13 protein-coding genes are annotated in these 14,582 nt (G+C 75.8%); 7 read left to right on the top strand and 6 right to left on the bottom strand.

Features of this window, described 5'->3' with window-relative positions; translation table 11 throughout:
• The first annotated feature begins 252 nt into the window (after nucleotides 1–252).
• The 4 genes from VGH76_RS04875 (at nucleotide 253) to VGH76_RS04860 (ending at nucleotide 5,080) form a co-directional block, all read left to right on the top strand.
• Entirely contained in the window at nucleotides 253–573 is a 321-nt protein-coding gene (locus VGH76_RS04875; protein WP_331555490.1) for a chorismate mutase, read from the top strand.
• Between the two features lie 68 nt (nucleotides 574–641).
• On the top strand, nucleotides 642–962 hold the full coding sequence (locus VGH76_RS04870) for a hypothetical protein (protein WP_331555489.1): 321 nt from the start codon (nucleotides 642–644) through the stop codon (nucleotides 960–962).
• A 378-nt stretch (nucleotides 963–1,340) separates the two neighbouring features.
• Nucleotides 1,341–3,341: a hypothetical protein gene (locus VGH76_RS04865; RefSeq protein WP_331555488.1), complete on the top strand. Its 2,001-nt coding sequence runs from the start codon at nucleotides 1,341–1,343 to the stop codon at nucleotides 3,339–3,341.
• A gap of 122 nt (nucleotides 3,342–3,463) precedes the next feature.
• Nucleotides 3,464–5,080 (top strand): serine/threonine-protein kinase, encoded by a 1,617-nt coding sequence (locus VGH76_RS04860; RefSeq protein ID WP_331555487.1) that lies wholly within the window; start codon nucleotides 3,464–3,466, stop codon nucleotides 5,078–5,080.
• A gap of 70 nt (nucleotides 5,081–5,150) precedes the next feature.
• Here the strand turns inward: VGH76_RS04860 and VGH76_RS04855 are convergent, their stop codons facing one another.
• On the bottom strand, nucleotides 5,151–5,822 hold the full coding sequence (locus VGH76_RS04855) for a response regulator transcription factor (RefSeq protein ID WP_331555486.1): 672 nt from the start codon (nucleotides 5,820–5,822) through the stop codon (nucleotides 5,151–5,153).
• Nucleotides 5,819–7,198 carry a PspC domain-containing protein gene (locus VGH76_RS04850; protein ID WP_331555485.1) on the bottom strand — a complete coding sequence of 460 codons (1,380 nt, stop codon included), beginning with the start codon at nucleotides 7,196–7,198 and terminating at the stop codon, nucleotides 5,819–5,821. Before VGH76_RS04850 ends, VGH76_RS04855 begins: the two co-directional genes overlap by 4 nt.
• Before the next feature lie 193 nt (nucleotides 7,199–7,391).
• On the opposite strand from VGH76_RS04850, the gene VGH76_RS04845 reads away from it, so the two are divergent.
• The 3 genes from VGH76_RS04845 to VGH76_RS04835 all read left to right on the top strand — a co-directional run bounded on the left by VGH76_RS04845 (nucleotide 7,392) and on the right by VGH76_RS04835 (nucleotide 10,805).
• The gene (locus VGH76_RS04845) at nucleotides 7,392–8,681 is read left to right on the top strand and encodes a PspC domain-containing protein (protein WP_331555484.1); all 1,290 of its coding nucleotides are present in this window, start codon (nucleotides 7,392–7,394) and stop codon (nucleotides 8,679–8,681) included.
• Nucleotides 8,674–8,967 (top strand): hypothetical protein, encoded by a 294-nt coding sequence (locus VGH76_RS04840; protein ID WP_331555483.1) that lies wholly within the window; start codon nucleotides 8,674–8,676, stop codon nucleotides 8,965–8,967. The genes VGH76_RS04845 and VGH76_RS04840 overlap by 8 nt, the downstream gene beginning before the upstream one ends.
• A gap of 185 nt (nucleotides 8,968–9,152) precedes the next feature.
• Nucleotides 9,153–10,805, top strand: a complete 1,653-nt coding sequence (locus VGH76_RS04835; RefSeq protein ID WP_331555482.1) for an amidohydrolase — start codon at nucleotides 9,153–9,155, stop codon at nucleotides 10,803–10,805.
• 52 nt (nucleotides 10,806–10,857) lie between these two features.
• Here the strand turns inward: VGH76_RS04835 and VGH76_RS04830 are convergent, their stop codons facing one another.
• The 4 genes from VGH76_RS04830 to VGH76_RS04815 form a co-directional block, all read right to left on the bottom strand.
• Complete coding sequence (locus tag VGH76_RS04830) at nucleotides 10,858–12,096, bottom strand: FAD-dependent monooxygenase (protein ID WP_331555481.1); 1,239 nt, start codon at nucleotides 12,094–12,096, stop codon at nucleotides 10,858–10,860.
• A gap of 33 nt (nucleotides 12,097–12,129) precedes the next feature.
• The gene (locus VGH76_RS04825) at nucleotides 12,130–13,086 is read right to left on the bottom strand and encodes a hypothetical protein (protein ID WP_331555480.1); all 957 of its coding nucleotides are present in this window, start codon (nucleotides 13,084–13,086) and stop codon (nucleotides 12,130–12,132) included.
• 90 nt (nucleotides 13,087–13,176) lie between these two features.
• Nucleotides 13,177–14,307, bottom strand: a complete 1,131-nt coding sequence (locus VGH76_RS04820) for an aminotransferase class I/II-fold pyridoxal phosphate-dependent enzyme (RefSeq protein ID WP_331555479.1) — start codon at nucleotides 14,305–14,307, stop codon at nucleotides 13,177–13,179.
• Nucleotides 14,308–14,372: 65 nt separating this feature from the next.
• The coding region (locus VGH76_RS04815; protein ID WP_331555478.1) for a hypothetical protein at nucleotides 14,373–14,582 on the bottom strand (210 nt) is incomplete at its 5' end.

Below are 14,582 nucleotides of genomic sequence, written 5' to 3'. Positions count from 1 at the left end.
ACGGTCCGGGGCCCGTCCGCGCGGTCCGGAGGGGTCGACCGATCGCCCGGACCGTGGCGTCGACCCGCGTCCGGGACTACGCTTCCCCCTCGTGTCGGCGAGCGGGCGATTTGCGTACGGGTACCGGACCTCGGTGCCCGTGGTCGCCCGGCACTGACCCGCCGTCCACCACCCGCCCCGGAGTCCGAGGACGCCGGGGCTTTCGCGTGCCGGGGTCCGGACGGCTCCGACCCCTCTCGGAGGACCACCGCCGTGACCGACAGCCCGACCTCGACCGACACCCCGACGAGCACCGACGCGGAGCCCCCCGCCCTCGCGCCGGCGACCGCGGAGGAGATCCCGGGCCTGCGCGTCGAGATCGACTCGATCGACGCCGAGATCCTGCGCCTCATCAAGCGCCGCTCGGAGATCTCGCAGCGCATCGGGCTCGCCCGCATGAACGCCGGCGGGCCCCGCATCGTCTACAACCGCGAGATGCAGGTACTCGCGCGGTTCCGCGACCTCGGCGCCGAGGGCCGGGAGCTCGGGATGCTCCTGCTGCGCCTGGGCCGCGGGAAGCTCGGCGGTCGCTGAGGGCGGACGGGACGGACACGGGCCCGAAGCAGACACCCACCACGCACCCGAGCTGGCATCCTGGCTCCATGGGTACGGTCATCGACCTGATCGCGACGATCGTCGCGGTCCTGGGTCTGCTCGGCGCGCTGGGCTACGGCGGCTATTTGCTGATGCTGCAGTCGGTCGCCAAGAAGCGGCCGGGCGCCTCCCACCTCGCCGGGGACGCCCGCAAGCGCCTGCCGGCGGCGGGCGGTCTCACGCTCGGGGCGCTCGTCGCACTGCTGTTCACCGGCGGCGGCCTCGCGCCCGACGTCATCGGCCTGCTGCTCGGCGGCGGCATCGGCCTCGTGTCGGTCAACCAGCTGCAGGCGGCCCGGCGGCGGCTCGCCAACCCACCCTCGGCCTGATTCGCGCGTTCTTCCCCCGACCGGACCATCGTAGGCCGGACGAGTGGCGGTATCCGCCACAGATCGTGGCCACTGTCGGTCATCGCACTGCTCCTCACCGTCGCCGAGCGGTGCGCTGTCTGCGGTGAACGACCGTGACTTCTCGGCGTGTGGGTCGTTCGGACGAGTGGCGGTCGTTTCTGACGCTCCGTGCCCGCAATACGTCCGCACGGCGACGGGGGACGGTCGATGGGCCCAAGCGACCACTCACCGCTTCATCGCGTGTCGAACCCGCGGGTACATGTGTCTCCAGGAAGCGGGACGTTCGGCGGGGGCTGACCATTCGGGAGTGGCGACGTGAGCATCTCGGCGTCGATGCACGATGGCGACGATCGACGGATGCGCAGGCTGAGCGGTTGGGCGGGCCTGTCGGGCACCGCGGGGCCGGAGGACCCGGTCCTGCCCCCGCTGCCCGATGCGCCCCACAAGCGCGGCCGCGGACCGGCCCGGCACACGACGGGGATCGCCGTCTCCGAACTGGTCCTCCGTGACGACACCGGCTCGTTCTCGTCGCCCGGGGCCGTCGTCACCGCGGGCGGCCGCATCCATCGGCACGCCGCACCGCTCGCCCTGCGTCCCAGCGCGGCCGCGACCCGCGTGACGACGGCGGCGGTGCTCGTCGGCGGGACCGCGCTCGGCGTCGTGGGGGCGACCCTCGGCCCCCTGAGCCCGCCGGTCGACGACACCCCGGCCATCGGCCCGGACGGCACCCCGCTGGGCGTCTCCCCGGTGCCGGGCGCGACCGGGGCCGTGGGGACCCCCGTCGTCGCCACCCCGCAGACCGTCGCCTTCAGCACCGTGGCCGAGAGCCTCGGTCTCCCGAGCGGAGCGCTCGGGGGTGCACTGGCCGGGGCCTTCTCCGCCCCGACCACGGCCGGCACGACGTCGCTCCCCGGCGCGGCCGCCGTCACCGCACCCGTCCTCGGTGGAACGGGGGCGGGGGGAACCACCACGACGCCCGGCGCGGGCACCGGCGGGGGCGTCCTCCCCGGCGGGCCGACGCAGCCCGTCGGGAATGGGAGCGGTGACGGCGGTACGGGGGGCGGCTCCACCGGCGGAGGCCTGGGCGGCGTCGTGGGGTCGGTGGGCGACGGCCTCGGCGGCGCCGTGGGGTCGGTCGGCAGCGGCCTCGGCGGCGCCGTGGGCTCCGTCGGCAGCGGCCTCGGCGGCGCCGTGGGCTCCGTGGGCGGCACGGTCGGATCCGTCGGCGACGGGCTCGGCGGCACCGTGGGCTCCATCGGCAGCGGCCTCGGCGGGGTGCTGCCCGACCCCCTCGGCGGGCTCGTCACCGGAACGACGGGCGCGTTGGGCGGCACGGTCGGCGGGGTCGCCGGCGCCGTCGGGGGAACGGTGGGTTCCGTGGGCGGCACCGTCACCAGCCTGACCGGCACCGTGGGCAGCACGGTGACCGGCGCCAGCGGCGCCCTGGGCACCACCGTCTCCGGCGCGAGCACCGCACTGGGTGGCGCCGTCACCGGGGTGACCGGCGCGGGCAGCCCGGCGAACCTGGTCGGCCTGAAGGTCGTCGCCCCCGTCGGCTCCACCGTGGGCGGCACGGTGGACGCCGCCGGCGGCGTGACCGGCGGCCTGCCCCTGATCGGTGGGACGACGACGGATCTGACGAAGACCCTCGGCGGCGTCGTGCCTGCCGGCGCCGCGACGGCGCCGGCAAGCACGTCGAGCTCGCCTACCGAGCCCGCCGTGTCCCCGGCGGCGCCGGCCGCGCCCCTGGTCCAGACGACCACCAGCACCGCCGCCGACTACGTGGCCAAGACGTCCCAGGCCGTGGCGGGCACCGTCAGCGGCCTGACCGGCGGCGCCGGCTCGTCGTCCTCCGCCGCGCCGAGCACGAGCTCGTCGTCGGGGTCCGACTCGTCCTCCTCGACGGAGACGGGCTCGGCCGCGAAGAGCACCGTCGACTCGACGGCGGCGAAGACGACGAACACGGTCACCGGCCTCGTCGGGGGCCTGACCGGCGGCTCCTCCTCGTCGTCGACGAGCTCCGACGGCTCCTCGAGCTCGGACTCCACCCAGGCGACGGACTCCGGCTCCTCGAACTCCAGCTCCTCGAGCTCCTCGAGCTCCTCGGACTCCGGCTCCTCCAGCTCCTCGAAGTCCGGCTCCTCCGGCTCCTCGGACTCCGGCTCCTCCAGCTCCTCCGGCTCCTCCGGCTCCTCCGGCTCCTCCGGCTCCGGCTCCTCCAGCTCCTCGGACTCGAAGGACTCCGGGTCGTCCAGCTCGTCCGACTCGAAGGGCTCCGGTGACTCCGGCAGCGGCTCGAAGGACCTCGTCAGCTCGGTCACCGACACCGCTTCGGGTCTGCTCGGCGGCGGCCACTGAGGCCCCCCGCCGCGCCCGCGGGGACACACGTCACCCGACCGTGGGACCTCGAAGGCCGTGACCTCTACCCTGATGCCCCGAGGGGGCCCGGAGGGGCCGCAGGCTCGGGCGGAGGGAGGCCGGTGACACCTCGTCGCGTCGTCGCCGGGCGGTATCGCCTCGAGGAGCGGATCGGCTCGGGTGCGATGGGCGTCGTGTGGCGGGGCACCGACGAGCGTCTGGGCCGTGTCGTCGCGGTCAAGCAGGTCTTCCTCAACCAGGGTCTCGATGAGCGCGAGGCCGACGAGGTGCGCCAGCGGACGCTGCGGGAGGGGCGGATCGCGGCCCGGCTGCAGCACCCGCACGCGATCTCGGTGTTCGACGCGTCCATCGAGGGCGACGAGCCGTGGCTCGTCATGGAGTACCTGCCCTCGCGCAGCCTGGCCGCGATGCTCGGTGAGCACGGCCCCCTCGAGCCGCGGCTCGTGGCCCGCATCGGGCGGCAGGTGGCGGACGCCCTCGACGCCGCGCACCAGGCCGGCATCGTGCACCGCGACGTCAAGCCGGGGAACGTCCTCATCGGCGCCGACGGCACCGTCAAGATCACCGACTTCGGCATCTCCCGCGCCACCGGCGACCTCACCCTGACCCGCACCGGCATGCTCGCCGGCACACCCGCCTACCTGGCCCCCGAGGTCGCGCGCGGCGAGGACTCGACGTTCGCCTCCGACGTGTTCTCCCTCGGCGCGACGCTCTACGCCGCCGTCGAGGGCGTGCCGCCCTTCGGGTCGGACGACAACGCGCTCGCCCTGCTGCACTCCGTCGCGGCCGGCGCGGTGAACCCCCCGGTGCAGGCGGGCCCACTGACGGCGCTGATCATGCGCCTGCTGCGGGCCGACCCCGACGAGCGCCCCACCCCTGCCGAGGCGCGCCGCGAGCTGGGCCGGATCGCGCACTCCTCGAACAGCACCTCGACGTCCGGCTGGCCACGGGCCGACCTCGACGCCGCCGACGCCCGCATCCCGGACTCCCGGCGGTCCGCCGAGTCCGACCCGGTCACGCCCGGCGGCCGCGGCCGGCCCGCCCCGACCCCCACCTGGCGCGGCAGCCCGTTCGACCTCGAGCCCGAGCCGAAGGAGGCGCTGCGCAGCCCCGCTCCCGGCACGCCACCGCCCCGCCCGATGATTCAGCACGCCGATAGGGGTTCCGGTCCGCAGCCGGCCCCGACCGAGGCGAGGGCGGTTGCGCCGGCGACCCCGGCGCCGTCGTCGACGTCGACCCGACGCGGTCGGCCGACCACCCTCGTGGTCGTCGTGGTCCTCGCGCTCGCGCTGCTCGCCGGGATCGTCGTCGCGTTCCTCGTGGCTCGCCCCACCGGGTCGGACGCGGCCTCGACGGGCGCCTCCGTCGGCGCCGCCCCGACCACCGCCGTCGCCGACCCGCACGCGGCGATGGTGGCGGCGGTGCGCGACTACTACGGCATCGTCCCCGGAAACCCCGCCGCCGGCTGGGCCCGGCTCGGCCCCGACCAGCAGCGCTCGTCGGGCGGGTACTCGGCCTACCAGGGGTTCTGGTCGACGATCTCGTCGGTGCAGGTCTCCAGCGCCACCGCGGTCGACGACGACACGGTCCGCGCCTCGCTGCTGTTCTTCCCGCAGGGCCGCTCACCGGTCCGCGAGAGCCACGACCTGGGCATGGTCCAGGGCCCGAACGGCGCCTGGCTGATCAACTCGGACCGGGTGCTGCCGTCGGGCTCGTAGGTGGCCTCCGGCCGTGTGAGCACTGATCCGTCTCATAGGGCGGAATAGTGCTCACGAGCGCGGAGCGCATCTATACGAGACGCCGGTCCGAGGCCCAGCGCGAGAGCTCGTGCCGGTTCGAGGACTGCGTCTTGCGCAGCACGCTCGACACGTGGGTCTCGACCGTCTTGATGGAGATGACGAGCTCGGCCGCGATCTCCTTGTAGGCGTAGCCCCGGGCGAGCAGGCGCAGCACGTCGCGCTCGCGGCGGGTGAGCTGGTCGACCTCGGGGTCCACCGGGGGTGCGGCGCCGGGCCGGTCGGCGAACGCGTCGAGGACGAACCCGGCCAGCCGCGGGCTGAACACCGGGTCCCCGGCGCGCACCCGGCGCACCGCATCCGCGAGGTCCCGCCCCGAGATGGTCTTGGTGACGTAGCCACGCGCGCCGGCCCGGATGACGGAGATGACGTCCTCGGCCGCGTCCGACACCGACAGGGCGAGGAACACGACCTCGGGGTGCTCGACGCGGGTCCGGGCCAGCACCGCCGCCCCGCCGCCCTCGGGCATGTGGACGTCGAGCAGCACGACGTCGGGGCGGTAGTGCCCGATGCCCGCGACGGCCTCACCCACCGACCCCGCCTCGCCGACGACGGTCACCCCGGCCGCCGCGGGGCCCTCCAGCTCGGCGCGCACGCCGCGGCGGAAGAGCGCGTGGTCGTCGACGATGAAGACGCGGACGGGATCGTCGCTCGGCGTGCTCATGCCACCTCACTCGTCGTGCGGTCGGGTGTCTCGGGAGCCGGCACCGCGCGCGGCAGGGTCAGCGCCACCTCGGTGCCCTCCCCGGGCGCGGTGCGCACCCGCACCGTGCCGCCCTGGCGCTCGACGCGGGCGCGGACGGAGTCGGTGAGCCCGTGGCGGTCGGCTGGAACGGCATCGGGGTCGAACCCGCAGCCGCGGTCGCGGACGAACACCGCGAGCGTGCCGGCCTGCCCGTCGCCGTCCGTGTCGTCGGGGTCCTCCACCTCGGCGTACACGCTGATCTCGTCGACCCCGGCATGCTTGGCGGCGTTGACCATCGCCTCGCGGGCCGCGGCGACGAGGGCGGCGGTGCGCGCGTCGTGCGCGGCGTCCCCGACGACGACGGGCGCGACGGTCACCGCGAACGCGTCCTCGACCTCCCCGGCGGCCGCGCGCAGCGCCGCGGCGAAGCAGCGGCCGACGGCGGGGTCCGCGGCGTCCTCCCCGACGCCGTCGGGCCCGGCCGGGTGCTCCCGCTCGCCGTAGAGCCACTCCCGCAGCTCGCGCTCCTGACGGCGGGCCAGGCGCCGGACCTCGCGCACCGCCGACGACTCGTCGTCCCCGCTCTCGGTGTGGCGCTGGATGAGCGCGAGCGTCTGCAGCACCGAGTCGTGCAGGTGCGCGGCGATCTCGGCCCGCTCCTCGGAGCGGATCCGCTCGCGCCGCTCGGCGGTGAGCTCGCGTGCGAGGCGCATCCACCACGGCACGGTGAGCACCACGACCCCGACCAGCGTCGCCGTCGCGGCCAGCAGCCCGAACTGCACTGCGCCGACGTTCAGTCGCCCGACCAGGAAGATCGCGATGCCGCCGGCGACGAGCACCGCGCCGAGCACCGCTCGGAAGACCCCACCGCGGCCGGAGACGATCCGGGGCCGGCCGCGGCGGCGGGACCTGGACACGGCGTCCGTGGTGTCGCCGTCGGCCTCCCGCCACACCACCGCCGCCCCGACGAGCGCGATGCCGAGCGGGCCGAGGACCCAGCCGGAGACCTGCTCGCCGACCGCGGAGAGCACCAGGGCCAGCGCGAGCCCCAGGGCCACGAGCCCGTAACCGCGCAGCCGGTCGCGGTCGTCGACCTCGCGCTCGGTGCCGGCCGGCTCGAGGGGACAGAACGCCCAGAGCCCCCCGTAGGCGAGCACCCCGGCGCCGCCGAGGGCGCACAGCGCCGTCAGCACGATCCGGACCCGCAGCACCGGCACACCGAGGTGGTCGGCGACCCCGCCGGCCACCCCGGCGACGACCGCGCCGCGGCGGTGGCGCAGCACCCGGTGCGCGGGGTCCGGCGCCGCGACGGCGTCGCCGGGGCCCGCGTCGCGCAGCGGCTCGGGAGCGGTCACGGAGCCATCGTCACACGTCCCGGGACCGGGGGACCTCGGGATCGACCGGCCGCGGACCCCGGGAAAACCGGGGGTCCCCCGAGGGGGAACACCGGGGAGCACCCGGACGCCCCCGCCCGCCCGCTCCACGACGCTTGATCCCAGACGACGCCGGACGTACCCCGGCGCCACGCCAGCGGAGAGGATGGAGCCCATGAGCGGGCCGGCCGGAACACAGCGCGGTGACCGCGCGCGGGCGGGGACCGACGTCGCGGGGGTCGTGCGCTCGGCCTGGGAGACGCGACCGGCCCGCCGTGGGGAGGACAGCAGGATCGCGGGGGTCGCCGGGGCGATCGCCCGCCGTTACGACCTGTACCCGACGCTCGTGCGGGTCGCGTTCGTGGTGTGGGCGATCGTCGGGGGTGGGCTCCTGCTCTACCTGGTCGGTTGGCTGGTGCTCCCGCCCGATCCGGCCGATCCGCCCCGTCGCGACCGCGCCGCGGGGGCGAGATCGGCCCGCGCCGGGCACCGTCCCGGTCCGCCGGTGATCGTGGTGGTCGCGACGGTGATCGTCGGCGCGGCCACGCTGATCCCGGCGTTCTCCGGACGGGTCGTCACGCTCGTCGCACTCGCCCTGGCGGGCCTGGCGCTCTACCTCGTGCACACCGCGCGGGCCGACCTCGGGGTGCCCGGCACGCCGGGGACGCTGCCGTGGACCGCCGAGGTCCCGGGTCCCACCGCGGCGGAGGGTCACGACGACGAGCTCCCGGTCGCCTGGGACCCGCTCGGCGCGGCTCCGCGGGGGTGGAGCCTGCCCGCCGAGCCGCACCCGCACCCCGTCGTCGGGAAGCCGGTGCGCGGCCCGCGGTCGGTGCTCACCCCGGTCACGCTGGCGCTGGCGCTGGTGGCGGCCGGCCTGGCCGGGGCCGCCCTGCTCGTCGGGCTGCCCGGGGTGACCCCCGTCTGGATCCCGGCGGCCGCGCTCGCCGTCGTCGGGCTCGGTCTGGTCCTCGGGTCGATCGCGCCGCGGCGCCCCCGCCGGGGGCTCGTGGTCGCGGCGGTCCCGCTGGTCATCCTCACCGTGCTCGGGTCGCTCGCGATCACCCAGCCCGGGTTCGGCCCGCCGTGGGCGGGTCCGGGCTCCGGGGGCGGGCAGGGTGCGGGTGACCTCACCGCGACCCCGACGCTGGCCGCCGCGGTCGCCCCGGACTACCGCACCGGGCTCGGCGACATCGATCTCGACCTGACCCGGCTCGCCGTGACGCCGGGCGCACCGCCGATCCGCACGATGGTCGAGAGCGGCGCCGGGGACGTCACGGTCCGGGTCCCCGCGACCGCCGACGTCACGGTGAGCTGCGGGACCGGCCTCGGCAGCGTGGACTGCCTCGGCGCGACCTCCGGCGTGAACGGTCGCGTCGACCTCGGGCCCGACGGCCCGGGCGGGCCCGTCATCGACCTGACCGCCCACAGCGGCGCGGGCGACGTGGCGGTGCGCCGTGGCTGATCACGACGAGCCGGTCGACGCGCCCGCGTCCTGGCACACCCCCGGCCAGCCCTACACCGTCCACGCGGACGCCGCCCTGGCCACCGCGCCTCCGGCCGAGGAGCTGCCACGCCGCCGGTTCGACCCGCTCGCGATGCTCGTCGGCCTGGTCTGCCTCGCGGTGGCCGCCCTCGCCGTCGTCGCCCCCGCCACGCTCGCCTCGGTGGACCCGCGGTGGGTGTTGGCCGGCGCGGCGGTCGTGGTCGGGGGCGGGGCGCTGCTCGCGACGGTGCGGCGCCGCCGCTGAGCACCCCGCCGGCATCTGAGCGAGGGGCACCTCCGGTCGAGTAGATCGACCAGAGGTGCCCGTCGCTCGATCCCGGTCCGGCGCGGCGGATTCCGGCGAAGGGCTCCCCCGCCCCGTCCTTGCCGAGCGGAGGTGCCCTTCGGTCGAATCCCGGGGTCACCGTTTCGCGACCGGAGGCCGCCGCCGTGCAGATCGATCTCCACGTCCACGACGCCGACGTGCTCACCCTCGACGGCGAGGGCGTCGGCCGGCGCGGGCGCGGGCTGGCCGTCCACCAGGGTCGGGTGCTCGCGGTGCTCGACGACGACGACCTCCCGGCCGGCGTGACCGCACGACGCCGCGCCGGGTGCGGCGGCGCGACCGTCGTGCCCGGCCTCGGCGACGCGCACATGGCCTGGTTCGGCCAGACCCTCGGCGAGATCGACCTCTCCCGCGCAACCACCCTCGACGAGGTCTACGACGCCGTCGCCGCCCGCGCCGCCGAGCTGCCCGCGGACGCGTTCGTCGTGGGGGCCGGCTACGACGACGTCGTCCTCGGCGGCTCCCCGCACCACGCGGTGCTCGACCGGGCGGCCGGCGGGCGCCCCGTGCGGCTGCAGCACCGCTCCGGACACGTGTGCGCCGGCTCGAGCGAGGCGCTGCGCCGGGCCGGGATCCTCGACGCGTCCGGCCGCCGGGGGCCGGTGCCGGTGCCCGAGGGCGGGAAGGTGGTGCTCGACGACGACGGCGTGCCCACCGGCGTCGTCGAGGAGGCCGCGCAGCCCCTGATCGCGGACCTGCTGCGGCCGTTCGCGCAGGACGACGTCGTCGACGCGCTGGACCGGGCCTCACGGGTCTACGCCGCGCAGGGGCTCACGCACGTGACGGAGTGCGGGATCGCCGGCGGGTTCATGGGGCGCACGCCCCACGAGCTCGCCGCCTACCAGGAGGCCCGTGAGCGGGGGGTGCTACGCCAGCGGGTCGTCGTCATGCCCGTCGACGCCGTGCTGCACGCGGTGCCCGGCGGCGACGGGGTGTCGCTCGACCTCGGTGTGCGGACCGGCTTCGGCGACGACGACCTGCGCCTCGGCCCCATGAAGATCTTTTTCGACGGCGCGCTCAGTTCCCGGACCGCGGCGATGGCGGCGCCGTTCGTCGACCGCGACCACGCCGGCTACTTCCAGGACGACCCGGACCACATGCACGTGATGGTCGTCGGAGCCCACCTCGCGGGCTGGACGGTCGCGGCCCACGCCATCGGCGACCGCGCGGTGGCCGCCGCCCTCGACGCGTTCGCCGACGCCCAGGTGCGCCTGCCGCGCCCCGAGGTCCGGCACCGCATCGAGCACGCCGGGGTGGTCACCGACGCCGAGGTGCGCCGCTTCGCCGCGCTCGGCGTCACCCCGGTGCCACAGGCCCGCTTCCTGCCCGAGATCGGCGATTCGATGGTCGCGGCGGTCGGCGAGGAACGCGCCGACCTGCTCTACCGGCACGCCTCGTTCCTGCGGGCCGGGGTCCGCGTGCCGTCGTCGTCCGACCGGCCGTGCGTGGCCGATGGGCACCCGCTGCGCACGATGCAGGCGATGGTCGAGCGGCGCTCGTCGTCGGGACGCCTCATCGGTCCCGACGAGCGTGTCGACGCCGTCACCGCGCTGCGCTCGCTGACCGTCGACACCGCGTGGGTCGCCGGCGACGAGGACCGTCGCGGGACCCTGGCCCCCGGGATGCTGGCCGACCTCGTCGTGCTCGGCGACGACGTCACGCGCGTGGCGCCGGAGCGCATCGGCGCCACCGAGGTGGTGGCCACGCTGCGCGGGGGCGAGCCGACGCACGGGGCCAGCACGCTCGGGTTGGGCTGACGCCGTGTGCGTGCGTTTCCGTCTCTGGGCACGGAAACACACGCACACGGCGTCAGCCCACCGCGATCACCGGCACGGGGGCGGGCACCCGCACCCCGACCCGCCGCCCCGCCAGCCGCCGGAACACGGGAATCGCCGACAGCACCCGCAGGACCGGCGGCGGCCCCACCACCCCCGACGCGTTGCGCTTGGCCGCCGCCTGCTCGGTGCGGACCTGCCGGCGCTGCTCGGCGTCCACGCCCGGCCGGCGCACGGCCTCGAGCCGGGCCGCGGCGGCGTCGACCTCGTCGGGCCCGGCCCCGTCGCGCAGCGGCCCCACCAGCTGGTTCGCGAGCTCCGCCGCGTCGGCGAGCGCCAGGTTGATCCCGTTCCCCCCGACCGGTGACACCACGTGCGCCGCGTCCCCGAGCAGGACCACGCCTGGCCGTGACCAGGAGTCCGTCGTCGTGATCCGCACCGGCAGCAGCGTCAGGTCGTTCACCGACGTCAGCGCCGCCCGCAGCCGCGGCGCGAGCCACGGGAGCACCGCGGCGACGGCGTCGACGAGCGGCCCGACGCCGCCCGCGCGCACCTCCGGGTACGTCCCCGCCGGGATCGACCAGCCCACCTGCCACTGAGACCCTTCATCTGGCCTCGCACCCTGGTCCAGCAGCGCGATCGTCCCGCCGGGCCGGGCGAACAGGTCGAGCCCGGAGTAGGCCGGGTCGTCGTCGTGCCGCTCCACCGCGAACCAGAGCAGGTCCAGGCTCGCGCCCAGCTCCGTCGCCTCGATCCCGGCGGCGCCGCGGACCTTCGACGACCGGCCGTCGGACCCGACGACGAGAGCAGCCTCGATCCGGTGTCCCACGGCGTCGACGGTGTACTCCACGCCGCAGACCCGGCCGGCGCCGTCGCGGACGAGTGCCGAGAACCGCGCCCCCATCGCGACCGTCGCGCCGTACGCCTCGGCGCGTCCGGCCAGCCACGGCAGGAACCGCGCCTGCGGCATGAGCGCGTAGAAGGGGAACCGTTCGCTCGCCCCCCGGTAGTCGACGAGCTCGTACGTCTTCCCCGGGGTGTGCCAGCGGAAGGCCTCGGAGCGGGTGTACGGGACCTCTGCGAGCAGGTCGCGGGCGAGGCCGAGGTCGTCGAGGTACTCCAGCACACCGGGCGCGAGGGTGTCGCCGCGGAAGCGCCGCGCGAAGTCGTGCCGCCCCTCGAGCAGGGTCACCTCGACGCCGCCGCGGGCCAGCAGGTAGGTCAGCAGCACCCCACCCGGCCCGCCGCCGACCACGACCACCCGTCCGCCCATCCGGCCACGCTAGCCGCGGCAGCGGCTCCTCGGTCATCGCCGCCGGGCGGCCGACGGGTGGGGCGGGAGGCCGCGCGGAGCGGGCAACGTCTCGGCGGCCGGTGCCCGCGCGACGTCCCCCGGGGCGCGACGCCCGACGCGGTGGTCGCGGGGGACGAACGTGATGACCTCGCGGCAGCCGAGGTCGAGCAGCCGTTCGACGAGCCCCTCGGTCCGGTCATGCTCGACGAGCAACCGCACCGTGTTCCACCCCGAGGTCAGCGGGCTGACCTCCGGGGGCCGGGTGGAGGTCACGAGCCCGGTGGTCTCCTCGACCAGGACCGTGGGGCAGTCGTACTGGAGCAGCACGGTGCCGCTCGCGGTCCCGGCGGCGCGCAGCCGCGCCAGGACCTGCGTCTTCACCAGGCGCGTCACGTCGTCGCGCGGGGTCCGGCCCTCGACGACGACGAGGCGGCCCACCCGGACGCCGCCGAGCCGGTGCATCGTGCGCAGCGGCCCGCAGTGCGCGACGCGGGGGTCGACGACGGCGGCCACGGCGTCCGCGATGCCGAGGGCGACGGCGTGCTCGGTCGGGTCGAGCGGGATCACCCGGTGCGCGGCGATCGCCGACATCGCGAGGTGGCGGCGCACCAGGTTCGGCAGCGGCGTCGCGATCCGCGCGCCGTGCAGGTCTCCCTCGGTGCGGACGTTCGGGTCGGAGGAGAACAGCGCGAGCTCGTGAGGCCCGACGTCGAGGTCGAGCACCACCGGGACCGTCACCGACGCCTCGTCGACGGTGAGCGAACCGGTGATCGCGAGGTGCAGGCCGCCCTCGGCCGCGTACATCGGGATGTCGCGCTCGGGCAGCGCGAAGACCTTCACCGGGGCGCCGAGCAGCGTCGGGCCGGTGAGCAGGCTGGCCGGCGAGGTGCCGTAGCCGGTGGCGTCGAGAAGGGCCCGGGCGGCGGCCGCCACCGCGCCACGGTCAGGAACAGCGATGCGCAGCACCACGGGCCACCTTCGGGTTCGCCGGCCGAACCGGAAAAAGAGACACTAGTCCGCTTCCCCACGATCTCCGACCGGGGGTGGCCGCGCTGCCGCCTACAGTTTCCGCAACCGCAGCAGGGCGTCGGCCAGCACCTCGTCGCGCTTGCAGCAGGCGAACCGGACCTGGGTCTCGACGCCCTCCGGGGACGCGTGGAAGACCTGGTTCGGCACCGCGGCGACGCCCACGCGGGCCGGCAGCGCGCGGCAGAACTCGAGCGAGTCGGTCTCCCCGAGCGGCGCGATGTCGGCGGTGACGAAGTAGGTGGCCTTGGAGTGGTAGACCTCCATGCCCAGCTCGCGCAGCCCCTCGGTGAGGATGTCCCGCTTGCGCGCCAGCTCCCGCCCGAGCAGCGCGAACCGCTCGTCGGGCAGCCCCAGGCCGACCACCACCGCGTGCTGCAGCGGGGTGCCGGAGGCGAACGAGAACCACTGCTTGACGTTCAGCACCCGCTCGATCAGCTCCGCCGGCCCGGTCGCCCAGCCGATCTTCCAGCCGGTCACCGAGAACGTCTTGCCGGCCGAGGAGACCGTGACGGTCCGCTCCGCCATGCCCGGCAGAGAAGAAATGGGGATGTGCGCTGTGCCGTCCCCGTCGTCGAACAGGAGATGTTCGTAGACCTCGTCGGTGATCACCAGCAGGTCGTGCTCGCGGGCCACCGCGGCCACGTCCTCCAGCTCGGCCCGTGAGAGCACCGCCCCGGTCGGGTTGTGCGGCGAGTTGAGCAGGATGACCTTCGTCTTCCCGGTGACCGCCGCCCGCAGCAGGTCCGGGTCGAGGCGGTAGTCCGGCGCCGAGATGCGCACCGGCACCAGCGAGGCCCCGACGAGCGCGCCGGTGGCCGCGTAGAGGTCGTAGAACGGCTCGAGCGCGATCACCTCGTCGCCCGGGGCGACCAGCGCCATCAGCGCCGACGAGAGCGCCTCCGACGCCCCCGCGCACACCACGACCTGCGACGCCGGGTCGAGCTCGATCCCGTAGAAGCGCCGCTGGTGGGCGCAGATCGCCTCGCGCAGCGCGGGCACGCCGATCGCCGGCGGGTACTGGTTGAGGCCCCGACGCATCGCGGCGACGGCCGCGTCGACGACCTCCTGCGGCCCGGGGGTGTCCGGGAACCCCTGCCCGAGATTGATCGCGTCGTACTCGGCGGCCAGAGCCGACATCTCGCTGAAGATGGTCGTCGCCATGGTGGTCCATCCTCGCCGCTGCGGAGACGGACCACCACCAGGGACCGTCCCCGCCGGGCGCGGGTTCACACGACAGCGTTCTCGCCCCAGATGTCCTCGAGGTAGCGCCCGCCGGCGCGCAGCCCGGCGAACCGGGCCTGCGCGTCGGCCTCGCTGGTGGCGGTCTTGGCGCGGAACACCTCGGCCAGCGCGGCGCGGACCCCGGGGGCCATGGTCGCGGCGTTGCCGCACACGTAGACCACCGCGTCGGACTGCAGCAGCTCCCACACCGCGTC

This window comes from Actinomycetospora sp. (assembly GCF_036497585.1).
In the GTDB taxonomy this organism is placed as follows: Bacteria; Actinomycetota; Actinomycetes; order Mycobacteriales; family Pseudonocardiaceae; genus Actinomycetospora.
This window is presented reverse-complemented; position numbering and strand designations above follow the sequence as displayed.